The organism is Zobellia uliginosa (genome assembly GCF_018860745.1).
GTDB classification, from domain to species: domain Bacteria; phylum Bacteroidota; class Bacteroidia; order Flavobacteriales; family Flavobacteriaceae; genus Zobellia; species Zobellia uliginosa_B.
Map to the genome: position 1 here is coordinate 504,409 of NZ_JAHKPY010000014.1, position 24,420 is coordinate 528,828.

Below are 24,420 nucleotides of genomic sequence, written 5' to 3' on the forward strand. Positions count from 1 at the left end.
TAAAATTACAAAATGTTTCTCGAAAATACTGTTAATCACAAAGAACAATTCGGGTGGATAGAAGTCATCTGCGGTTCCATGTTCTCGGGTAAGACCGAAGAATTAATCCGTAGATTAAAACGTGCTCAGTTCGCCAAACAAAAGGTTGAAATCTTTAAACCTATGGTAGATGTTCGTTATGATGAGACCATGGTTGTTTCTCATGACGCCAATGAAATACGTTCTACACCAGTACCTGCTGCGGCCAACATTCGCATTTTAGGCGATACCTGTGATGTCATAGGAATTGATGAAGCCCAATTTTTTGATGATGAAATCGTTACGGTATGTAATGACTTGGCAAACAAGGGTGTTCGTGTGGTAGTTGCAGGATTGGATATGGACTTTAAAGGAAACCCTTTTGGACCTATGCCAGCTTTAATGGCAACCGCAGAGTATGTTACAAAAGTGCATGCAATATGTACGCGTACCGGTAACTTGGCCAATTATAGCTTTAGAAAATCCAGTAATGATAATTTAGTATTACTAGGTGAAACCGAAGAATATGAGCCTTTAAGCCGTGGTGCTTATTATAAGGCGCGATTACGAGAAAAACTTAAACATCTAGATGTGAAAAGTGAGGAGATAAGTATCAACAATAAAAAAACCGATGGCGAAAGCAGGTGAGACCGTTCTTGAAATAGACCTTTTGGCCTTGGAACACAATTACAAGTTTTTAAAATCAAGATTAGACCAGGAAACTAAATTCTTGGGAGTGGTAAAAGCATTCGCTTACGGCAGCGATTCAGTTGCCGTTGCAAGAAAACTGGAAGTCTTAGGGGTAGATTATCTAGCTGTCGCTTATGTTAGTGAGGGTGTTGCTTTGCGGGAAGCAGGAGTAAAAACACCAATTTTAGTATTGCATACGTTACCGATAAGCTTTGATGATTTGATAGTTCACAATTTGGAGCCCAATATTTATTCTCCTAAAATCCTCAATCAGTTTTTAGAGGTGGCTAAACAGAAAAACTTGAATAAATACCCTATTCATTTAAAATTCAATACTGGGCTTAACAGATTGGGTTTTGTAGCCGATGAGATTGATGCCTTAACAGAGATTTTGAATAATCAAGATAAGATTGAGGTGGTCTCCATTTTTTCCCATTTGGCTGCCTCCGAGGATTTAAACGAGAGTGAATTTACGGAGAAACAAATTTCGACTTTTCAGAATATTACGAATATATTGTTGCCAAAATTGAAGCGCAGGCCTATGCTTCATTTATTGAATACTTCAGGTATTATTAACTATGCAAAGTCACAGTATGATATGGTGCGCAGTGGAATTGGACTCTATGGTTTTGGAAATGAATCCGCTATAGACGCTGAACTTAAACCGGTGGCGACCTTAAAAACCGTTATTTCCCAAATTCATGTTATTCAAGAAGGGGAGAGTATAGGTTATAACAGGGCTTATAAAGCAAAAGAGGCTGTTATTACCGCAACATTGCCAGTAGGGCATGCAGATGGTATAGGAAGGCAATACGGTAATGGAAAAGCCCATGTTACCATAAATGGACAAAAGGCACCCATTGTAGGAAACGTTTGTATGGATATGATAATGGTAAACGTAAGCGAAATCGAATGTAAAGAAGGCGATGAAGTCATTGTTTTTGGGGAAAACCCTACCGCAGAAGAATTTGCGAGCGGAGCAAAAACCATCTCATATGAAATACTAACTGGTATATCCCAAAGGGTAACCCGGCTCGTTGTTGATAATTAAAAGCAGGAGCAGAATTCTGTAAGTAATCCTTTTTTTGTTAATTTGCAGTGCATTAAGTTGCGCCATTAATTAATTAACCATTATAAACACTAATTATCATGTTAAAAGAATTTAAGGATTTTATTATGACGGGCAACGTCATAGATTTTGCAGTTGCTGTTATTATGGCTACCGCTCTAGGGCTAGTTATAAACGGTTTTGTAGCTGATATGGTCATGCCGATCGTTGGTCACTTTGCAGGAGGTATTGATTTTTCAGCAATGGCTATTACGCTAGATCCAGCCGTTGTAGCTGCAGATGGTACGGTTACTACACCTGCTAACCAAATACGTTACGGTGCATGGATTAACAGCATCATCAACCTTATCATTGTAGGATTTGTAATGTTCATCATGGTAAAAGCTTATAACAAAACAAAAGCTCCAGAGCCAGAAGCTGCTCCAGCAGGTCCTTCTCAAGAAGATTTATTGGCAGAAATTAGAGATTTGCTTAAAAAGCAATAAGAATAAAGGTTTCCCTTGCTTTATGGGAATACCACCGCTGCACTGCAGTTTAATCTTAAAACCGTCATTGAAGTTCGCTACTTCTTTGACGGTTCTTTTTTATATGATTGTTATTTTTATAACAATTTGTTAAATATTGATTATGTGGATTTAAAATGCTTGTCAGGTCAATAGGGTTGCACTACATTTGTCTTTCTAAATTAATTAAAGATGAAAGTAGCCGTTGTAGGTGCCACCGGAATGGTTGGCGAGGTGATGCTCAAAGTATTGAGCGAACGTAATTTTCCAGTTACGGAATTGCTATTGGTAGCTTCTGAGCGTTCAGTAGGTAAGAAACTCTCTTATAAAGACAAAGAATATACAATCATAGGTTTGACTGATGCCGTAGCTGCAAAGCCGGATATTGCTATATTTTCTGCTGGAGGCGATACTTCGTTGGAGTGGGCACCTAAATTTGCTGAAGCAGGTACCACCGTTGTCGATAATTCTTCTGCCTGGAGAATGGACCCAACTAAAAAATTAGTTGTTCCTGAAATTAATGCGGGTGAACTTACCAAAGAAGACAAAATCATTGCGAATCCTAATTGTTCTACCATACAGTTAGTAATGGCCTTGGCTCCATTGCATAAGAAATATAAGATGAAGCGTGTCGTGATTTCTACATACCAATCGGTATCAGGAACAGGGGTTAAAGCGGTACGTCAGTTAGAAAATGAAATAGCTGGTATAGAAGGTGAAATGGCCTATCCTTATCCTATAGGTAGAAATGCACTACCCCATTGTGATGTTTTCTTAGAAAACGGATACACAAAGGAAGAAATGAAATTGGCACGTGAGCCGCAAAAAATATTGGATGATCGTAGCTTTTCTATTAGCGCTACAGCTGTACGAATTCCAACGGCCGGAGGCCATTCGGAATCCGTAAATATTGAGTTCAATGAAGATTTTGACTTAAATGACGTCCGTAAGTTGCTAAATGATACACCCGGGGTTACCGTACAGGATAATCCTGATACGAACACCTATCCTATGCCGATCTATGCACATGACAAAGATGAGGTGTTTGTAGGACGTATTCGTAGAGATGAATCACAACGCAATACTTTAAATATGTGGATTGTTGCAGATAATCTTCGTAAAGGAGCTGCAACAAATGCAGTACAAATTGCGGAATATCTATTGAAAAACCGTTTGGTATAAATTTTATATACTTTCTAAATTTTTAGTTAAAACCTATGCTGAGCAACGCCGGCATAGGTTTTTTTATGGTACTTTTAGCGAGTTTCAATCATGAAATTATGAAGAAATCCCTTGTATTATTTTCATTGACATCGGCTACTTTAGCCGGTCAGGCATTACCTAAAACAGAGACCACTATCGTGAATTACCCCAAAACCCATAGAGCAGAGACCGTTGACACCTATTTTGGAACTACTATTGCTGATCCGTATCGGTGGTTAGAAGATGATATGAGTGAGGAGACAGGTGAGTGGGTAAAAGCTCAGAATAAAGTTACTTTCAATTATTTAGAAAAGATTCCTTTTCGGGAGGCATTGAAACAGCGTTTGGAGAAATTGTGGAATTATGAAAAATTAGGTTCTCCTTTCAAAGAAGGAAACTACACGTACTTCTATAAAAACGATGGTTTACAGAATCAGTATGTTCTATATCGTAAAAAAGGTGAAGGCAGTGAGGAAATTTTCTTAGACCCTAATACGTTTTCAGAAGATGGAACTACCTCTCTGGCAGGATTAAGTTTTACTAAAGACGGCTCACTTGCTGCGTATTTAATTTCAGAAGGTGGTAGTGATTGGCGTAAAGCAATTGTAATTGATGCTGAAACGAAACAGGTTTTAGAAGACACCTTGACCGATATAAAGTTCAGTGGTATCTCCTGGAAAGAAAATGACGGATTCTACTATTCTAGTTATGATAAACCGGAGGGTAGCGAGCTATCTGCAAAGACCGATCAACACAAAGTTTACTACCACAAATTAGGAACTTCTCAAAAAGAAGACCAATTGGTATATGGTGGTGTTGAGGCGGAGAAACATAGATATGTAGGGGCTTCTGTTTCCGAAGACCAACGTTACCTTCAGATTTCTGCGTCGGTATCCACTTCAGGGAATAAACTTTTTATAAAGGACCTTTCAAACGAAAACAGTCCATTGGTGCCCATAGTGGAGGATACGGATTCTGACAATTACATTATAGAGAATGAAGGTTCTAAACTTTATATTGTAACCAATAGAAATGCTCCCAATAAGAAAATTGTTACGGTAGATGCCGAAAATCCAAGCGAAGAAAATTGGGTTGATTTTATTCCGGAAACCGAAAATGTATTGACCGTTGGTACAGGTGGAGGCTATTTCTTTGCAGAATATATGGTAGATGCTATTAGTAAGGTTTTACAATACGATTATGAGGGTAATTTAGTTCGTGAAGTAAAGCTTCCGGGTGTGGGTACTGCTTCTGGTTTTGGTGGTAAAAAAGAGAACAAGGACTTTTATTTTTCTTTTACGAATTATACCATTCCAGGTTCATCTTATAAATATAATGTTGAGACAGGCGAATATACACCGTATTGGACGCCAAACATCGATTTTAATTCGGAGGAATACGAATCTAACCAGGTGTTTTATACCTCAAAGGATGGTACTAAGGTTCCTATAATCATCACACATAAAAAAGGCTTGAAGCTAAACGGTAAAAACCCGACTATCTTATATGGTTATGGAGGATTTAATATCAGCTTAACGCCTGCTTTTAGTATTGCAAACGCAGTTTGGCTAGAACAAGGTGGTATTTATGCCGTACCTAACTTAAGAGGTGGAGGTGAGTATGGTAAGAAATGGCATGATGCGGGTACTAAAATGCAGAAGCAGAACGTATTTGATGATTTTATTGCAGCTGCAGAGTATCTTATCTCAAACAACTATACATCTTCCGATTATTTAGCGATTCGTGGTGGAAGTAACGGTGGGTTGTTAGTTGGTGCTACAATGACACAGCGTCCGGAACTGATGAAGGTGGCTTTGCCAGCTGTTGGTGTTTTGGATATGTTGCGTTACCATACCTTCACTGCGGGCGCAGGGTGGGCTTATGATTATGGAACTTCTGAAGATAGTAAAGAGATGTTTAGATACTTAAAAGGATATTCGCCCGTTCATAACATTAGGAAAGGAGTGAAATATCCCGCAACATTCATAACTACTGGTGACCATGATGATCGTGTGGTACCTGCGCATAGTTTTAAGTTCGCTGCTGAGTTGCAAGACAAACAAACAGGAAAGAATCCTGCCTTAATTAGAATCGAGACCAATGCCGGTCATGGTGCGGGTACACCGGTAAGTAAAACTATAGAACAGTATGCGGATATTTTTGCTTTTACGCTGTATAATATGGGCTTTAAAGCACTTCCGAATCAATAAAAATAAAAAAACGAAAACTTAATACCGATAGGACTTTTTTTGTTCTCTGGTTTTTAGAATAAAATATATGTTACAAGTAGATCATGTTTCTTTTGGCTATGAAGATGGTACTTCCATTTTGGAAAACATCAACTTAAAGGTAGCTAAAGGCGAGCATGTTTCCATTATTGGTGAAAGCGGATGTGGAAAAAGTACCCTGTTAAAAATTATTTATGGACTTGTGCACATTGAAGTTGGTGAGGTGTATTGGAACGAAAACCAAGTTTTGGGGCCACAACATAATTTAGTGCCCGGAGAGCCGTACATGAAATATCTTTCACAGGATTTTGATTTGATGCCTTTTACTACGGTAGAGGAGAATGTCAGTCAATTTTTATCGGTGTTTGAGCCTGAGGAAATGCAACAACGCACTTATGAGCTTCTTGAGATGATCGAGATGACAGAGTTTGCCAAAACCAAGGTAAAGTTACTAAGCAGAGGGCAGCAACAACGTGTAGCATTGGCGCGAGTATTGGCCCAAGAGCCTAAAGTACTTTTGTTAGATGAACCTTTCAGTAATATTGACAATTTTAGAAAGAACAGTTTGCGACGTAACCTTTTTGGGTATTTAAGACGCCAAAAAATTACGGTACTTATCGCTACACATGACCATATGGATATGCTTCCGTTTGCCGATAGGGTAGTCGTAATTAAGGATCGGTTTATTATTGCGAAGGATAGTCCTAAAAACTTGTACGAGCATCCTAAAGACCTTTATGTGGCTTCCCTTTTCGGCGAAGCCAATAAAATTCCCATCAACATTGTAAAATCTTATGCAGATACCAAAAGACGTATTATTGTTTATGCACATGAGTTTAAGGTTTCGGCTAAATCTGGGCTGGAATGCGTGGTAAAAGGAGCTTACTACATGGGAAGCCATTTTATGATCGTTGGTATCTATGAAGGTGAAGACATTTATTTTCATCATGATAGGCCCTTAGAGGTCGGGAAGGTGGTTTTTCTTAATCTTTCATTAGAGACTATCAACCAACGTATGACAGATTCTTAGGGTATGAATAAGGCCCAATTACTTCAAGAATTAAACTTTAAAGCGGTCCGAAGCAGTGGCGCCGGTGGGCAGCATGTAAATAAAGTATCTACTAAAATTGAACTTAGCTTTTCGGTTGAAGATTCTTATGGACTTACCGATGCGGAGAAATCGCGCATAATTAGAAAAATAGGAAAGAGGCTTACCAAAGAAGGCATCTTACAGATGCAATGTGATGAAAGTCGAAGTCAACATAAGAATAAGGAGTTGGCTATATCCAGATTTTTTAACCTTATTGAAGAATCTTTAATAGTGCGAAAGAAACGTAGAAAAACAAAACCCTCGCGCTCATCCATTGAGAAACGGCTAAAGCACAAAAAGAATAACGCCCAGAAAAAAGCAAATAGGGGAAAGCCCCAAATTGACTGATTGTCATTGGAGCTTTCTCGTTAGGGCTTGCGCCTTACTACTCAACTAAACATCAACTATTAAAATTAAAACTCTTGTTTCCCGAATTCACTATCAATGAATTTTGATTTGTTTTTGTTCTGATTGAAATTGTACGACAGGTTAAGCAACACCATATCTACCTCATAAATGTAATTTGTTGTGGTATAAAATTCCCCTTCACGATATGTGGTAATTCGTTGTTCGTTGGTATCCAATAATCCTAAATCTATATTCTGCCATTGCAAGGTTGCCGTTAAACGATTGTCCAGAAATGACTTTTTAAAGGTTAGGTTAGGCGAATAGAAACGAGAATCTTCTCCTTGTGCCGTAATTCTTTCCGATAGATAGTTGAAAGTCAATTGCAACGAAGCGGTCTCGGAAAAATCATAGGTACTGTTCGCATTAATAGAGTAGACAAAAGAGCTGCTATCTACATCGCGACTATCATATTCCCCATCAATAGCATAATTATAAAGATTGGCACCAATGAAATTGGACCAGTTTTTAGTGGGTTTTAATTGCGTTCCTATTTCCATACCTATGGATTTTGCCTTGCCTACATTTGAGTAGATACGGTTTAGAATGGTATCGTTGTAAATGGTGTTTACCCTATTCACTAAGTTTTTGGTATCGCGGTAATAAGCGGTGGCAAAAAGGGAATTACCATTGCCAAAGTTTTTACTAAGTCCTACTTCAAATAAGTCTATAAACTCAGGTTTAAGAGTTGGGTCACCTTGCTCTAAAGTCTCGGAGTGCTCACGTTCGGGGAAAGGGTTCATTTTAAAAGTGGTAGTTCGTTCTACTCTTTTACTATAGGCTGCTTTTAGCTTTGTGTTGTTGTCAAAAGTATACTGAATAGATGCCGATGGAAATGGTTTTATATAATCGTAAGTGTATGTAGTATCGATAAGACCTTGCTTGTCTCTAAGGTCAAGTTCTCGTTCCATTGCTTCAATACGCACCCCTGCTGCATACTCCCATTTTTCTGTGGCTCCGGTCAATTGTGCATAACCGGAATGAATGCTTCTTTGTAAATCTACTTCACTAGAAAATTCAGATACCAGCTCAAACGCACCACCAGTAGTGTCATCTTTTCGCTCGTAAACGAAATCGCCCGTGTGGTCTAAATTTCGGAATTGGTAACCTGTTTCAAGTTGACCAATGGCGAAAGGTTTCCATGCATAATCCAATGACAGGCGAACACCGTTTAAAGGGTTGTCGTTCGTATTGTACTCTTGTTGGTAGATGATACTTCTGTCCGGTTCTGCAAGATTATCGCTTTCAGTAGGACCGCCTAATAGGGTGTATTCATATAGAAATGAAGTAGATAGTTTTGAAGAGTTCTCAAAAATGTGAGAATAGTCAAAACTTCCTAAGATGAAATCACTCTTTCTAGTTCTTAGGTTGTGGTTATAATACTGAAAGGTATAATCTCGTTCGCCGCCATCAGCAGGGGTAATGCTGTGATTGTCATAATATACTATATCCGCTAGACGGTCTTTTTTCCTTTTTCCCCCGTAAAAACCTAATGAATAGGCATTTTTCTCGTCCGGGGCATAATCAATGGTAAAGCGGCCACTATAATTGGTTTCATCAAAACTACGCTCTCCGCTTGACGGAAACTGTGTGCGGGTATCATCGATAATCGTATAAACATCACCTTCACGTCTACCACCAAGGTCATTACGTTGATAACTGGCACCCATAGAAATATTCCAATCTCCCTTGCGGAGGTTATAGGTAGCATCTGCACCGTAGCGTTGGTGTGCTTTATCGTTTCCGTATGTTTCAAAAGAAGGCAATCCGCCTTTAATATTCACCTGTGCAAACGTGCCGTCCGCTGCACCTTTTTTGGTAATGATATTCATGATACCCGCTTTACCCTCAGGGTCATATTTTGCGGAAGGCGCAGTAATAATTTCTACACGTTCTATAGCATTGGCAGGGAGTTGGTTCAGTAAATTGGAAGCATTCCCCTGAACTGGATTCCCATTAAGCAAAACAACAAAACCCGTACTACCACGAACACTGATTTCACCTTGTCCATCAACACTAACCGATGGTATGTTTTTTACAATATCCGTGGCACTACCGCCAAGACTGTTTTGAAATTTTTTGGTGTCGAAAACTTGTCGATCAATCTTATTGATGACCGTGGCGCGTTCTCCTTTAATTACAACTTCCTCAAGTTGAGTACCACCAATAGAAAGGGTTACAGTGCCCAAGTCTACTGCTTTTCTATTTTGTACGGTAATATCTTTGATGGTTTTAGTTTCAAAACCCATAAAAGAGGCTTCTAGGTAGTAAGTTCCGTTTTTAACGTCTTCAATAGTGAAGAATCCGTTTAGGTCTGTAATGACCCCCGTAACCAATTCCCCATTTTCTTGATTAAAGATGGCGGCTGTTGCATATTCAAGTGGATAATCATTGTCTGCGTCAGTTATTTTCCCTGAAATCTGGGCAGATGTAACTATCGGAATTAGTGCAAGTAATACTAATAATGCGCGATAAAACTTCATTTTCAATAGGTTTGGTATTAATTAGGTGTCAAAAATACATTTAACCCCTATTGAATTATGGTCTGTTTGAAAAAGTTAAGGTATGATAGCTACTTTTTTGAACTGCAAAGGTGTATTTCCTTCGTGGCGTTTAAAATATTTCACAAAATGAGAAACATCCGTAAAGTCAAATTTATATGCAATTTCAGTTACCGAAAGGTCAGTGTATAACAAAAGGCGTTTTGTTTCCTTTACTATATGGTCGGCAATTACGGTAGAGGCCGTTTTCTCATGTTTCCGTTTACACAATGCATTAAGGTTCTGCGCCGTAGTATTCAATTTTTCGGCATAATAAGCAACATCGTTTTTAAGCTTACTTGCCAATAACTCATCAAAACGTTCCTCTAAATTATTGGTAGATACGGTTTCATCAACCTTTACGTAGGTCAATATTTTAGAGAATAAGGCTTTGAGTACACCTTCTACCAAAATATCCCTGCCGGCGCAATTTTCTTTTATTTCCTTTGATGCGATTTCAAAAAGCGACTGTATACTTGGGTCTTTTTCCGGATGGATAACCCGCATGTTCGTTAACTGCTTTAATTGAAGGTTGATGTGCTTATCTAATGTTTTTTCTAAAAATCCTTCTTTAATTATAATAACAAACCCTTCCGGTATGGTGTCTATTTCCCAATGGTGGACTTCATCTTTCTTAATAATAAAAATAACGGGTGGCGCTATGGGATAACCTGTTTCATCCATATAGTGCATACCGCTACCTGCACTAAAAAAGACCAGCTCCATGTATTTGTTGTGCCTATGCGGTTTGGTGTACCTCTTATTACCATCAAATGCTTCGATCTTAATATCCGCCAAGGCAGAAATTTTAGTGTAGGTTCTAATTTTGGTTCGTATCAACTTTGACAGGATTTTAACTGAATACTTATGTAAAAAACGTCTATTTGAAATGCACGATTTTTATATTACAAATTGGCGTCTAAGTAGTTATAAAGATAGTGGATTAAAGCGAAGGGAGATTGCTTAGAACGGTGTTTAAAGGCCAAGAATACTAACACAAACTACCTAAATTGTAGCACTCTTGTGCAAACATTAAAAGTCTTGTTAATGTTTTACGTTAAATAGCGAGTGTTTCTTAAAATTCAAATTTTAACTGAACTGAGACGGTTTCCTTTTTTAAATCCTTTTGTTCTTTTTCCGTGTTGAGGTTTGCTAATGAAATACCCAGTAGCCGAACGGAATTTTGTAATTTTTCTTGATACAAAAGTTCTTTGGCGGTTTCGAGAATAAGGCTCTTGGCAGAAATAAAATAAGCTAAAGTTTTACTTCGGGTATTTAATGTAAAATCACTGTACTTAATTTTTAGAGTAACAGTTTTACCGGCAATATTGGCTTTTTTGAGTCGTTTTTCAAGCTCTTCAGCTATATGGTCCAAACGTTCTAGCATAAATATCTCACTACTGAGATTTTCATTAAAGGTACGTTCGGCTCCAACAGATTTTGGAATGCGGTGTGGTTTTACCTCACTGGTATGGATACCTCGCACCACATTGTAATAGTAGCTACCGCTCTTACCAAAGTTTTTCTCTAGGAATTCCTCTGTTTTTAGTTTTAAATCTTTACCTGTAAAAATGCCCAATTTGTACATTTTTTCTGCAGTAACCTTTCCCACACCATAGAATTTTCGAATCTCCAGATCTTCTAAAAATTGCATTACCTCTTCTGGGTTAACGGTTTTTTGTCCGTTGGGTTTGTTGACGTCACTGGCAACCTTGGCAATAAATTTATTGATGGAAATACCTGCAGATGCATTAAGCCCCGTAGTATCAAAAATCTTTTGTCTTATTTCCCTCGCCATTAGAGAAGCAGAAGGATTTCCCTTTTTATTTACGGTAACATCAAGATAGGCTTCGTCCAAAGAAAGAGGCTCCACCAAATCAGTATACTCATGGAAAATTCCTCGTATGATTTTAGAGATTTCCTTGTAACGTTCAAAGCGCGCTTTTACAAAAATGAGTTCAGGACAATTTCGTTGGGCAAGTACACTGCTCATGGCACTGCGAACGCCATATTTTCTGGCTTCATAACTGGCTGCTGCCACGACGCCTCGTTTTGAGCTTCCGCCTACCGCAATAGGCTTTCCTCGTAATTCCGGATTATCCAGTTGCTCTACGGATGCATAGAAGGCATCCATATCAACATGAATAATCTTTCGCATGGGAAAATCGTTTGGCATACTGCAAAATTAAGTTATATTTAGTTGAATGGAAGCACAAACAAAAACAGCGATTATTCTTGGGGCAACCGGTCTTACAGGTGGTGTTTTATTGAGGATATTACTTGAAGATGACCGTTATGGGAAAATTAAATTGTTCTCTCGTTCCAGTGTTGGCATTACACATTGGAAAATAGAGGAGCATTTAGGAAATTTGATGCAGCTAGAACAGTTTGAAATTGATTTTACCGCAGAAGATGTTTTTTGTTGTATAGGAACAACAAAGTCAAAAACACCGGATAAAGAAACATACAGAAATATAGATTACGGTATTCCCGTAACGGCTGCTAAATTAGCTTCAAAAAATGGAATTATTAGCTTTCTTGCGATTTCCTCTATGGGTGCAAATTCAAAAAGCAGTGTTTTTTATAATCGATTAAAGGGTGAAATGGAGGAAAGGGTGCTCAAGGAAAAGAGTAAAAACACCTATCTTTTAAGGCCTTCATTAATTAGTGGTAATCGCGAAGAAAAGCGAGCGGGAGAATGGATTTTTAAACAGGTGATGAAAGGAGTAAATTTGGTATTAGTGGGGCCTCTACAAAAATATCGCTCAATTGCACCGGAAACGATAGCTAAGGCCATGGTTGTGGTCGCTAATGGGGGCTATGAATCGCATATCATAGAATCTGATAAAATAAGTAAAATAGCGACTTTAAGTGATTGAAATCGAACGGAAATTCTTGGTAACGTCAAAAGTGTATCAACAGCAGGCAACAGTAAAAGAGCGGATTGTTCAAGGTTTTTTAAATACCGATAAGGAGCGAACCGTACGTGTTCGTATAAAAGGAGAGTCAGGTTTTTTGACCGTGAAAGGAAAATCAAATGATGCGGGCACTATTCGGTTTGAATGGGAGAAAGAAATTTCAGTTCCCGATGCCGAGGAACTTTTGCTTATTTGCGAACCTGGAATTATTGATAAGGTGCGTTACAATGTGCCGTTAGGCAATCATATGTACGAAGTGGATGAATTTCATGGTGATAATGAAGGTCTTATTGTGGCCGAAGTAGAATTGGAATCTGAAAACCAATCATTAGAAAAACCGTCATGGTTAGGAGAAGAAGTAACTGGTGAAGTAAAATATTATAATTCGCAATTGAGTAAACACCCTTTTAAAAACTGGTAATCTAAGAAATGAAAAAAGCATCGTTATCGTTCAAATAGCTTTTAGTGGCAATACCTCTAATATTGTTTATGATAAGATGGTTCAAAAGCTCTTGTAGGGTAAATTTCTTATAAAAATTGTTAGGTGCACCATGTAGAATATCTTCCATTCGGTTATGGTACAGTGCATAGGTCAATTCTATATTCACATCTTTTCGTATATGACCTTTTGACTGAGCGCTGTGCAGTAGGTCTTTTACAAGAACGGAAACTTCATTTTCCCTAAAATAGTTAAAAACCCTATATACTTCAGGATAATACTTTTTTAAACTGCGTAAAAAACTGGGATTGAAATTTTTAAAGGTATCCAATCCTATTCTGTATATTGAAATTACCGCTAGAATAGGATCGGATTTCTCCTTCTTTACACACTCAATGATATTGGATCTTAATTTGGCAAGAAAAGCAGTCAGACTTTCTTTTATGATTTGTTCTTTTCCCGTAAAATTCTGGTATATCGTTTTTTTTGATATACAAAGTTCATGGGCCAAATCATCTAAGGTAAAGCGCTTTGTACCAAATCTCAAGAATTTAGAAAGGGCAAATTCTAAAAATTGGTCTTTATCCATCATGTGTAAACTTGGTGATTATTAGTGCCATCCTCCACCAAGAGAACGGTATAAAGCAACCGTAGATGACAATTGGCCAAACTTATTGTTGATTAGGTTGAGCTCCGCGTTCAAAGAGTTTTCCCTAGCGGTCAAAAGATCTAGGTAAGTCAAATACCCGCTGTTCAGTAATTCCTCTGAATTGGTTTCCGCCCGCTTCAAAGCAACAACCTGTTTGGTAACGTAAGCTTCTTTCTCAACAGAGGTATTATAGTCATACAATGCATCGGAAACTTCTTTACCTGCGGTAAGCAAGGTCTTTTTAAAGCTAAGCAGTGCTTGTTCTTGTTGTGCTTGGGCAACCTCATAAGCGGTCCTTATTTTTCTACCGTTGAAAATAGGTTGAGTAAGACCGCCAACTAGATTGGCGAAAATAGAACTGCTGTCTATCCAATTATCCAAATCCAAACTTTGAAAACCACCTTGGGCCGATAATGTAATGGAAGGATAGAAGTTGCTTCTTGCAACATTGGTGAGCTCAAAATTATTTACCAAACTATACTCGGCCTGCATGATGTCCGGTCTGTTGCGTAACAATAAAGCTGGTACGCCAAGTTGTATATCAGCCACTAAATTTTGGTCGTCAAGAGAGCCACGAGCATAAGATTGTGGCTGTTCACTTAATAAAATACTTAAGGTGGTCTCCGCTTTAAAAAGTGAGTTCTTAAGATCTAGTAATTGACTTTGCGCACTGTACAATTGTGCAGCAGTTTGGTCTACACCAACTTGATTGGCCTGTCCCGCTTCTTTTAGGGCAGTAATAGTCTCTAAACTTTTCGACCGGTTTTCAATAGTTTCCTCGGTAACATCAATTTGTTTGTCCAAAGCCAATAATTGATAATATGTAGTAGCAATTTGAGCGACCAAATCTGTTTTTACAGCCTGGTGTGCGGCTACGGTTTGTAAATAACTTGCATCACTGGCCCGTTTACTACTTCGAATCTTTCCCCAAATATCCGCTTCCCAAGAAGCGGTTCCTGAAGTCTCGTACTGGTTGAAAGGTTGCGTAAAAAAGCTTCCAAACTGCCCGTTTTCACTGGTTCTTGCTGTCCTAGTTGCACTAGCAGCTCCATTAATAGTTGGTAAATAACCTGCTTTACCTTGTTTAACATACGCCTCTGCAGCGGCAATGCTCTGTAGCGCGATGCGTATGTCCAAGTTGTTGTCTAACCCTCTTTGAATATAGGTCTTCAAATGAGAATCAGTAAAAAGGTCTTTGTAAGAGACAGATGCCAGAGAAACGCTATCTTGAGGTAGGTTATCCGTGCGATACAAGTTTTTGGTCTCTACTTCTGGCCGCTCGTAGTTCTTGGCTACAAAACAAGATTGTAGGAGGAGCGGAAGCAAAGCTACCAATATGAATTTATTTGTTATAATTGTTTTCATGATTTCTCTAATTCTTTGATTCTTCAATAGTTTCTTCCGGAGCACCGGTTATGCGCTCTTGAATGGTTTGGAAAATAACATATAGTGCCGGTATAACGAATACTCCGAAAATGGTACCTATTAACATACCGCCAACGGCGCTCATACCAATAGACCGGTTACCTACGGCTCCAATACCCGTGGATAATGCCAAAGGCATTAACCCAAGAATAAAAGCGAAAGAGGTCATTAATATAGGTCTAAGTCTTGCTTTAGCACCGTCAATGGCAGAGTCAATGATAGACATACCATGCTTTCTACGTTGCAATGCAAACTCTACAATTAGAATGGCGTTTTTAGATAGTAAACCAATAAGCATAATCAATGCAATCTGGAAATAGATGTTATTTTCAAGACCAGCTAAACTTACAAAGCCAATAGCACCTGCAATACCCACCGGTAACGAAAGTAAAATCGATAACGGTAAAATATATGATTCGTATTGGGCACTTAATAAGAAGTACACAAATACCAAACTCAATATAAATATGATTATCGTTTGGCTACCCGCACTATTTTCTTCTTTCGTTAAACCAGAATATTCATAAGTGTAGTTGTTGGGTAGTACCTCGGCAGCCACCTCTTCAATTGCTGTAATCGCGTCACCAGTGGAATAACCAGGGTTCATGGCTCCGTTAACTTTAACGGAACTCAATAGGTTAAATCTACTTACCACCTCAGGACCATAAATTTTGTTTAATGATACAAATTGAGATACGGCAACCGATTCACCATTGGCATTTGTTACGAAAATATGGTTCAATGAATTTTCATCGGCTCTATCTTCCGGTTTTGCTTGAATCATAACCCGGTATTGTTTACCGAATTTGTTAAAATCCGTAGTATATAAACCACCGTAATACCCTTGCATGGCACTGAATATATCAGTCACTGCTAAACCTGCAAGTTTTGTTTTCTCAGCATCTACCTCTAATTCATATTGAGGAAAGTTAGCGTTGAAGTTTGTAATGGCATACTTTACTTCCGGTCTGGCATTTATAGCGGCTAAGAATTCATTGGTTACCTTGTTTACTGTCTGCCAGTCATCTGCATCTTTACTCTGCAAGTTCATTTCAAAACCGGTAGAGTTACCAAAACCACGTACACTAGGGGGAGTAAAGAAGAATATTTTGGCATCTTTTAATCCTGCTGTTTTTGCGAATAAGCTACCTACAACTTCCTGAACGGATTCTCCTTCTCCTTTTCGTTCGCCCCAATCTTTAAGACGAAGAACAGAGAAACCATAAGAACCACCGTTTACACTATTTAAAATACTGAAACCGGTAATATTCATCCTAGCTTCTATAATATCCATAGATTGATAAATAGAATCTAATTTTTTCACGGTCTTTTGTGTCTGCTCTAAAGTGGTACCTGGAGGCATTGTTACATCGGCAAATACAATTGCTTTATCCTCATTTGGAATAAATCCGGTAGGTGTGGTTTGAAACAACATGTATGCTATCACGCCAAACACGGCAAGAGAAATCCATGTTACCCATTTTCTTTTGGCGATGAATTTTACCGAACCAACATACTTATCGGTTACAGCATCAAAACCAGTGTTGAAAGCAGAAAAGAAACGTTTTGTAATTCCTTTTTTCTTTCCTTCGGATGTATCATGCGGCCTCAATAAAAGTGCCGCCAAAGCCGGACTCAACGTTAAGGCGTTCACCGCGGAAATAAGAATCGCAATGGCCAACGTAATACCAAACTGTTGGTAAAATACACCTGAGGACCCACTAATGAATGACACAGGGATAAATACGGCAGACATTACCAAAGTAATAGAGATAATAGCACCTGATATTTCCGACATCGCAGATTTTGTGGCTTTTTTTGCGTTAGTGGCACCTTCCTCCATTTTTGCATGAACGGCCTCGACCACCACAATGGCATCATCCACCACAATACCAATGGCTAGAATCATTGCGAACAAGGTTAACATGTTAATGGAATAACCAAATAAGGAAAGGAAAAAGAACGTACCAACAATTGCAACCGGAACTGCAATAGCGGGAATTAACGTTGATCTAAAATCTTGTAAAAAGATGAAAACCACTAAGAAAACCAATAGGAAAGCTTCTATTAATGTCTGTATAACGTGCTCAATAGATGCACTCAAAAAATCCTTAGTGTTGTAAGGAATTACATAATCTAATCCTTTTGGGAAATCGGCTTTACTTTCATCAAGAATAACCTGAATTTCATCAATAATGGCATTTGCATTAGATCCCGAAGTTTGAAAAATGCCAACAGCGGTACCGGGTTTACCCATACCTTCGTTTTTGGTGCCATAATTAAAAGCACCTAATTCAACCTCGGCAACATCCTTAAGACGTAGAAACTGTCCGTTTTCTTGCGCTCTAATAATAATATCCTCGTATTCTGATTGCTCGGAAAGACGACCTTTATATTTTAATACATACTCATAAACACCATCTGCGTTTTCACCAATTTTACCGGTCGCCGCTTCAAGATTTTGTTCTCTAAGGGCAGCTTGTATGTCAGATGGCATGAGTTTATAAGCAGCCATTTTTTCTGGATTTAACCAGATACGCATAGAGTAATCCTTAGAACCAAAGACCGTAACGTTACCTACGCCTTCAATACGTTGTAATTTAGGTACAATATTAATTCTAGCATAGTTTTCTACAAATGTTGCATCATATTCATCATTATCAGAAAATAATGAAAAGAAAAGTAAGGCACTGGTTTGGGATTTTTGTGTAATAACACCGGTCTGTACTACCGCTTGAGGTAAAACACTATTTGCTCTAGCAACCCTGTTTTGAACGTTAACCGCCGCAATATCGGGGTTTGTTCCCAACTTAAAAAATACGTTAATAGTTGCATTACCGTCGTTACTCGCGTTAGAGGTCATGTACAACATGTCTTCCACACCATTAATCTGTTCCTCTAACGGAATAACAACACTCTTAAGTACGGTCTCTGCATTTGCCCCGGTATAGGTACTTGTTACCTGCACCGTTGGTGGTGCTATTTCAGGGTACTCTTCTATAGGTAAGGTCGTTAAACCTAAAACACCTAGTATAACGATAATGATCGAAATCACCGTAGACAATACGGGACGATCTATAAATCTTTGAAACATTGTTCTCTATTTATATATTATAGTAAATAACGGATTCTTACTTGGCAGGATTAATGGCCATTCCGTCCTTGATTTTGGTTACACCTTCAAGAACAATAGTAGTTCCTTCGTCAATTCCTTTTTCTACGATAAATCCTTGTGGAGTATTAGCAATAATGTCTATTGGCATAGTGGTTACCGTGTTATCATCCTTAACAACATAGATTAACTTTTTACCTTGCAAATCTATGGTAGCTGTTTGTGGAATTTCATAAGCACTCTCATATACCGTAGGAATTTTGATTTTCCCCGTACTTCCGCTACTCAATAGGTTATTTTTATTATCAAAATCAGCCCTTGCAGTAACACTTCCAGTTGTGCTGTTAATGATAGTATTGATCATCGCAATTTTACCAGCTTCAGGATATTCCTTTCCATTGATCATAACGAGTGTAACCTTTGGAGCTTTTTCTAGGTCCATAATATTCTTATCGTTCTTAGGCATGGACTCTTTTAGTTTTAAGAGCTCTTTTTCGTTCAATGAAAAATAAGCACGTACTTGACTAACATCTGAAACCGTAGTAAGTGGTTTGCCCATATTTGAACTTACCAAAGCCCCGGTTTTAAAAGGAATTTCACCAATGTAACCATCAACTGGACTTGTAATACGGGAGTAACCAATGTTTGACGCAACACTTTGGTAATTGGCTTGAGCCTGAGCTAACTGTGCTTTTGCAGTTTCTAATTGTACCTCGCTGATAATACCCTTTTCTACTAATGGTTTAAGTTTATTTACTTCAACTTTAGCAACGTTTACAGATGCCTTTGCGGCATTTGCATCTTGATTTAAAGTTTGGGTCTCTAACTTAAAAAGAGGTTGTCCTTTTTTAATTTTCTGACCTTCTTCTACATATACTTTTTGAATGAAACCAGAAACTTTTGGCCATATTTCTACATTCTGCTTACCTTCTAAGGTTGTAGAAAATTCATTATAAACAGTTAAATCTTGTTTTTTCAGTTCACCAACTTGTAAACTTGGTGGAGGAGGCGCTGTCGCTCCGGCCGGTGCTGTTGGCGTTGTTCCGAAACATGAACTCAAAAGAAGTCCTGCACTTAATAATCCTATGATTGATAATTTTTTCATTATGAGATGATTGTTTGTTTGTATTAATGCAATGGTAAACACTTGTTAAGGTTTTGTTAATTCAGGTTGTTCGGTTTCAAACGAACTTAGTGAATAAATTTTTTTTTAAATAAGTTTTTTTAAAGTTTCGATAGTCTCTTTGTACGTTACTTCATTTTGGGCTAAACAGTTCATATAAGCTTCAATCTTTTCTTTATTGGAGTTATATTTTTCTTTGTTGAATTCTTGATCATATTTGGTAACTTTTTGAATCATCTTAGACTCATTTGCTGCTTTTTTTAAAGCTTGCTCCAGCTTTTTTATAAAAAATGTACTCTTATCTGAAATTTTAAAATATCTTCTTCTATCACCAGATTTAGTGAAATACGTAATCATTCCAAGTTGAAGCAACAAATTCAGAGATGTCGATATGGAGCTTTTACTGGCTCCCCTTTTATTTTGACAATCATCGAACGTTAGCCCAACTTCATCAGTTACTACAAGATTTCCAAAAATCCTAGCTGCCAACGGAGGCAAATTATATTCGGCTTCAAAATGAACTCCAAGCTCCTCTATTAACCTCTGTTTATTTTCTTCTTTATCCATAATTTGAAAAATGAACGGCAAAGGTATAGTTAGTTCGGTAATAAACAAACTAAAAGAACTTAAATTTTATTATTGATAGTTAAAGTTATGTTAGAAAGCACAAAATTAAGAATTAACTAACTGAAAATTAGTTCGATAAAAATAATTTTTAACCAATATGAAAATTAAAAAAATATAATTTCACATGGAGTTAAAAGCTGAAGATAAATGGAGGTCTAAACTGATTTTATGGCCGAACCTAATCTGGTTACTGGGCAAATATGCCATCTTTATCAATTAGCGGAATGTTGGAAAGGTTATTTTCGGTAATAGTGTTTTGGGGGAATAAGAAACGCTTTTCAAAAAGTTTGCCCTCTGCGAAGAAGGTTACAAAGAACTCATTGTCCAAAACAAGAATTTCTTCTGGTAGCATTTCTACTTTTTTAAATTCCTTTGAAGCTATAGTGCCAATGCCGTGTCTCATGGTGGAGGTTTGACGCTCATCATCAAAACCCTTTGATACCACAATTGTCATTTCAATTTCGTCTGCCCTACTATTTATAATATAGGCATTCCAATCTTTGGAAAGAAAATCTTCGTTCCATTCCCTAATAATGACAACATGAACATCCTTGGCAATAGGTATTTCAATATCCTTTTTCACAATCTTATCTTATAAAGCACTTTTAAATTGCTCTAAGAAGCGCACATCATTCTCGCTCAATAGACGAATGTCGGAAATTTGATGTAGCAATAATGCAATTCTGTCAATTCCCATTCCAAAGGCGAAACCAGAATATTCTTTGGAATCAATACCACAGTTGTCCAATACATTTGGATCTACCATGCCACAGCCCATAATTTCCAACCAACCGGTACCTTTTGTCATTTTATAATCCGTCTCCGTTTCAAGACCCCAATACACATCTACCTCTGCGCTAGGCTCGGTAAATGGAAAATAAGAAGGACGCAAGCGAATTTTTGATTTTCCAAAAAGCTCGGTAGTAAAAAATTGAAGGGTCTGCTTTAAATCCGCGAACGACACATCTTTGTCAATATATAACCCTTCCACTTGATGAAAGAAACAATGCGAACGTGCGGAAATAGCTTCGTTGCGGTATACTCGTCCCGGAGAGATAGTACGTATAGGAGGTTGATTGTTTTCCATGTAACGCACTTGTACCGATGAGGTATGTGTACGCAATAAGATATCTGGATCGGTCTGAACAAAAAATGTATCCTGCATATCTCGCGCGGGATGGTACTCAGGCAGGTTCAAAGCTGTAAAGTTATGCCAATCATCTTCAATCTCTGGGCCTTCAGATACATTAAAGCCAATTCTTGAGAAAATCTCTATAATTTGATTTTTAACAATCGAAATTGGGTGTCTTGTCCCAAGTTCCAAAGGTTCGCCAGGGCGAGTTAAATCACCATAAACACCTTTTTCTTCGGTTTTGCTCTCAAGAGAATCTCTTAGGGTGTTCAGTTTATCGTTAGCGGCTTGCTTTAGCTGATTTATAGTTTGACCAAATTCTTTTTTCTGCTCATTAGGTACATTTTTAAATTCAGCGAAGAAATCGTTCAAAAGTCCTTTTTTACCTAAGTATTTGATACGAAAGCTTTCCACTTCCTCTTTTGTAGTAGCTTTAAACTTTTCTACTTCCGCAATGTGTTTTTTTATGGTATCGATCATTGTGTTCGGCTAAAAGGGCAAATTTAGGACATTTGCGGCATTACCGAATACATATTTCATCATAAATTGACCTACAATTATGCCGATACTTCAATTGATTGATCGTTTGTCTTTTTTAGCAAGTATTTTAGGCATTCATCAAAAGTGGCAAAGATATGTTCGGTAGGAATTAAATCGGGTATTAGATCAACACGTTCCATCATATAACGCGGTTGGTCCAGTACATCTACGAACAAAACTTCAATATCTGAATTGTGTAAATCTATAAGGACATCTTCTAAGGTGTAAAGACCTGATTGATCCAAGTACTGCATACGGTCCATACGAATTATAGCCGTAGATGCTGATCTTGGTATTTGATCTGCCAGTACTTGGAATTCACTTGTAGAACCAAAGAACAAAGGTCCTTTAAGATGTTTTATAAAGACCTTTTCTTTTAGTTTTTGAGGAAAACTGGCTTCATCTGCCCACCCTTCTTCTTTTTCTAAAGATTTTACATCGGATCTTTCTGCGGTTAAATCTCCCATTTTCTTCATGAACATCAGAGAGGCGATCACCAGTCCAACACCTACTGCATAGACCAAGTTCCAAATAGAAGAAAGAACAAGTACTACAAGCATTATCACTACTTCTGAGCTAAACTTCAGAGGACCAATGCTCAAATCTTTTGGGAGACTTGGTATGGCTTTTAGACCTTTATAATCCATTACGCCAATACCTACCGTTACTAAAATACCAGCCAGGACAGCTGCAGGTATCTGAGAGGCTACAGGGCCTAGCGCTAGAAGAACAACTAATAGTAAAACGCCAGCCACCATACCGGATAGTTTGGTTTTACCGCCGGCATTAATATTTACAACCGTACGTATGGTAGCACCGGCACCCGGTATACCGCCAAATATTGCTGCAATACTGTTACCTATACCTTGCCCTACTAATTCTTTATTAGGTTTATGCTTGGTCTTCGTCATATTATCCGCAACTACGGAAGTTAGGAGTGAATCTATTGCGCCTAATAAAGCTAAAGTTAGAGCTGTAAAAATATATGGTGTTATCGAAGCCAATTGAAAATCTGTGAATATACCTAAGTTGGGCATAGGAAAATCACTAGGTATTTCTTCAATAGGTCTATACTTCAACCCAAAACCGTAAGCCACACCAGACACTACAATAAGGGCTACCAATGCGCTTGGTATTGCCGTGGTAATTTTCTTGAAACCATAAATAATAATTATGGTAGAAAGGGCAAGAATAAGCTCTAGCCAATTAATATTATTTATTGCTCTTGGTAACACCTTAATAGCACCAATTACACCTGATGCTTCGGAGTTTGCCAAAGTTTGGGCCTCTTTTAATTTATCTGCTTCGGTAATATCTTCTGCTCTGGCAATTGTTTCCTTAAAATCATTAAGAACTAAAATACCTTCGCCAGCCTCCTCTTTTAAAATGTTTTCTAAAATAATCTGTTCTGCCATAGGTTTGTAGATATTTACAAACTCGGCGTCTTCCTTTGGGTAATAGCCAATCGCAGGTAAAATTTGTGTCACAAGAATAATAACACCTATTGCAGTCATAAATCCAGAAACTACAGGGTAAGGAATGTATCTAATGTATTTACCTATTCCTAAAAGACCTAAACCTATTTGTATTAAGCCCGCTAAAAGGAAAACTACTAGAATAGCTGGTAATGCTTTATCTAAGCTGCCATCGTTCATAGCTATAATTCCAGCGATTACCACCATACTTACTGCGGTCATAGGTGCAGTAGGGCCAGAAATTTGTGTACTGGTGCCACCAAAAAGTGCAGCGAAGAAACTTATGAAAATTGCGCCATACAATCCGGCACTGGGACCCATTCCTGAGCTAACGCCAAAAGCCAATGCTAATGGCAAGGCAACAATACCTGCGGTAATTCCGCCAAATAAATCACCCTTAAAATTTGAAAATAGATTCTTCATACAATTAAACTAATCAATTTTAATGAGATAGGATGGCCTCCTTTGTTAACCGATTTATGTCGTTTTTAAGTAAAAATATTCGTTGGCTACGAATAATTGATTGATTTTAAGGTACAATAAAACCGATGCAAAACATCGGTTTTATGATTACTATTTTTATTTTGGTCTCTAGTCGTAAAATTCAACCGCACCCGTAGCAATATCATACATGGCACCTACGATCATAACTTCACCATTATTCTCCATTTCAGCTAAAACCGGACTTTGAGTTCTAATGTTGTCTATGGTCATTTCTACATTCTTCGCAGAAACTTTGTCTACAAAATCTAAGTTTTTAGAATTTCTTAAACTCTCCTCTGCCGGTTTCTTAACAGCCTCAACTGCTGGCTCTATTTTGTTGATCAAAGCAGTTAAATTGCCCAGTCTAGCATGGTCACAAGCACCTTTAATGGCACCACAACTCGTATGGCCTAAAACTACTATTAATTTGGTGCCGGCAAGTTTACAACCAAATTCCATGCTACCTAATATATCTTCGTTTACAAAATTACCAGCTATTCTAACGCTAAAAATATCCCCTAGTCCTTGGTCGAAAACCAATTCAGCAGAAACTCTAGAATCTATACAACTTAGTATGGTAGCGAAAGGAAATTGACCATCGCTAGTATCGTTAACTTGTTCCAAAAGGTTACGATTTGCTTTTAGATTACTCTGAAATCTCTGATTTCCTTCCTTTAAAAAATCCAATGATTTCTTAGGGGTCATCGTTGCTTGAGTTTCTTTAGTATGCGCTTTCATATATTTTAATATT

General features: G+C 37.9%; 21 protein-coding genes. 9 read left to right on the forward strand and 12 right to left on the reverse strand.

Features of this window, described 5'->3' with window-relative positions; translation table 11 throughout:
- The first annotated feature begins 12 nt into the window (after window positions 1–12).
- From KO521_RS17110 to arfB, 7 genes are all read left to right on the forward strand, one after another.
- On the forward strand, window positions 13–666 hold the full coding sequence (locus KO521_RS17110) for a thymidine kinase (protein ID WP_215941122.1): 654 nt from the start codon (window positions 13–15) through the stop codon (window positions 664–666).
- Window positions 650–1,759 (forward strand): alanine racemase, encoded by a 1,110-nt coding sequence (alr, locus tag KO521_RS17115; protein ID WP_215941123.1) that lies wholly within the window; start codon window positions 650–652, stop codon window positions 1,757–1,759. Before KO521_RS17110 ends, alr begins: the two co-directional genes overlap by 17 nt.
- Before the next feature lie 98 nt (window positions 1,760–1,857).
- Window positions 1,858–2,262, forward strand: coding sequence for a large conductance mechanosensitive channel protein MscL (gene mscL, locus KO521_RS17120; protein ID WP_215941124.1), 405 nt, complete (start codon window positions 1,858–1,860; stop codon window positions 2,260–2,262).
- A 210-nt stretch (window positions 2,263–2,472) separates the two neighbouring features.
- Window positions 2,473–3,462, forward strand: a complete 990-nt coding sequence (locus tag KO521_RS17125) for an aspartate-semialdehyde dehydrogenase (protein WP_215941125.1) — start codon at window positions 2,473–2,475, stop codon at window positions 3,460–3,462.
- Window positions 3,463–3,560: 98 nt separating this feature from the next.
- Window positions 3,561–5,693, forward strand: coding sequence for a prolyl oligopeptidase family serine peptidase (locus KO521_RS17130; RefSeq protein WP_215941126.1), 2,133 nt, complete (start codon window positions 3,561–3,563; stop codon window positions 5,691–5,693).
- 67 nt (window positions 5,694–5,760) lie between these two features.
- Complete coding sequence (locus KO521_RS17135) at window positions 5,761–6,741, forward strand: ABC transporter ATP-binding protein (RefSeq protein ID WP_215941127.1); 981 nt, start codon at window positions 5,761–5,763, stop codon at window positions 6,739–6,741.
- 3 nt (window positions 6,742–6,744) lie between these two features.
- A complete protein-coding gene (gene arfB / locus KO521_RS17140; RefSeq protein WP_215941128.1) occupies window positions 6,745–7,149 on the forward strand; it encodes an alternative ribosome rescue aminoacyl-tRNA hydrolase ArfB in 405 nt (134 codons plus the stop codon).
- Window positions 7,150–7,214: 65 nt separating this feature from the next.
- On the opposite strand, the gene KO521_RS17145 is transcribed toward arfB, so the two are convergent.
- The 3 genes from KO521_RS17145 to dinB all read right to left on the reverse strand — a co-directional run bounded on the left by KO521_RS17145 (window position 7,215) and on the right by dinB (window position 11,922).
- Entirely contained in the window at window positions 7,215–9,689 is a 2,475-nt protein-coding gene (locus KO521_RS17145; RefSeq protein ID WP_215941129.1) for a TonB-dependent receptor domain-containing protein, read from the reverse strand.
- A gap of 75 nt (window positions 9,690–9,764) precedes the next feature.
- Window positions 9,765–10,586 (reverse strand): AraC family transcriptional regulator, encoded by an 822-nt coding sequence (locus KO521_RS17150; protein WP_252730095.1) that lies wholly within the window; start codon window positions 10,584–10,586, stop codon window positions 9,765–9,767.
- A 235-nt stretch (window positions 10,587–10,821) separates the two neighbouring features.
- Entirely contained in the window at window positions 10,822–11,922 is a 1,101-nt protein-coding gene (gene dinB, locus KO521_RS17155; protein WP_215941130.1) for a DNA polymerase IV, read from the reverse strand.
- Between the two features lie 28 nt (window positions 11,923–11,950).
- Between dinB and KO521_RS17160 the strand changes: the two genes are divergently transcribed.
- Entirely contained in the window at window positions 11,951–12,625 is a 675-nt protein-coding gene (locus tag KO521_RS17160) for a nucleoside-diphosphate sugar epimerase (RefSeq protein WP_215941131.1), read from the forward strand.
- Window positions 12,618–13,085 carry a CYTH domain-containing protein gene (locus KO521_RS17165; protein ID WP_215941132.1) on the forward strand — a complete coding sequence of 156 codons (468 nt, stop codon included), beginning with the start codon at window positions 12,618–12,620 and terminating at the stop codon, window positions 13,083–13,085. Before KO521_RS17160 ends, KO521_RS17165 begins: the two co-directional genes overlap by 8 nt.
- A 1-nt stretch (window position 13,086) precedes the next feature.
- Here the strand turns inward: KO521_RS17165 and KO521_RS17170 are convergent, their stop codons facing one another.
- The 9 genes from KO521_RS17170 to KO521_RS17210 all read right to left on the reverse strand — a co-directional run bounded on the left by KO521_RS17170 (window position 13,087) and on the right by KO521_RS17210 (window position 24,407).
- Window positions 13,087–13,695 carry a TetR/AcrR family transcriptional regulator gene (locus KO521_RS17170; protein WP_215941133.1) on the reverse strand — a complete coding sequence of 203 codons (609 nt, stop codon included), beginning with the start codon at window positions 13,693–13,695 and terminating at the stop codon, window positions 13,087–13,089.
- 18 nt (window positions 13,696–13,713) lie between these two features.
- Window positions 13,714–15,117 (reverse strand): TolC family protein, encoded by a 1,404-nt coding sequence (locus KO521_RS17175; protein ID WP_215941134.1) that lies wholly within the window; start codon window positions 15,115–15,117, stop codon window positions 13,714–13,716.
- Between the two features lie 7 nt (window positions 15,118–15,124).
- Entirely contained in the window at window positions 15,125–18,271 is a 3,147-nt protein-coding gene (locus tag KO521_RS17180) for an efflux RND transporter permease subunit (protein ID WP_215941135.1), read from the reverse strand.
- A gap of 37 nt (window positions 18,272–18,308) precedes the next feature.
- Window positions 18,309–19,394, reverse strand: coding sequence for an efflux RND transporter periplasmic adaptor subunit (locus KO521_RS17185; RefSeq protein ID WP_215941136.1), 1,086 nt, complete (start codon window positions 19,392–19,394; stop codon window positions 18,309–18,311).
- Between the two features lie 105 nt (window positions 19,395–19,499).
- The gene (locus KO521_RS17190) at window positions 19,500–19,979 is read right to left on the reverse strand and encodes a GbsR/MarR family transcriptional regulator (RefSeq protein ID WP_215941137.1); all 480 of its coding nucleotides are present in this window, start codon (window positions 19,977–19,979) and stop codon (window positions 19,500–19,502) included.
- A 247-nt stretch (window positions 19,980–20,226) separates the two neighbouring features.
- Window positions 20,227–20,622: a hypothetical protein gene (locus KO521_RS17195; RefSeq protein WP_215941138.1), complete on the reverse strand. Its 396-nt coding sequence runs from the start codon at window positions 20,620–20,622 to the stop codon at window positions 20,227–20,229.
- Between the two features lie 9 nt (window positions 20,623–20,631).
- Window positions 20,632–21,651, reverse strand: coding sequence for a phenylalanine--tRNA ligase subunit alpha (gene pheS, locus KO521_RS17200; protein WP_215941139.1), 1,020 nt, complete (start codon window positions 21,649–21,651; stop codon window positions 20,632–20,634).
- Window positions 21,652–21,728: 77 nt separating this feature from the next.
- The gene (locus tag KO521_RS17205; protein WP_215941140.1) at window positions 21,729–23,609 is read right to left on the reverse strand and encodes a SulP family inorganic anion transporter; all 1,881 of its coding nucleotides are present in this window, start codon (window positions 23,607–23,609) and stop codon (window positions 21,729–21,731) included.
- 168 nt (window positions 23,610–23,777) lie between these two features.
- On the reverse strand, window positions 23,778–24,407 hold the full coding sequence (locus tag KO521_RS17210; protein ID WP_215941141.1) for a carbonic anhydrase family protein: 630 nt from the start codon (window positions 24,405–24,407) through the stop codon (window positions 23,778–23,780).
- Window positions 24,408–24,420: the final 13 nt, after the last annotated feature.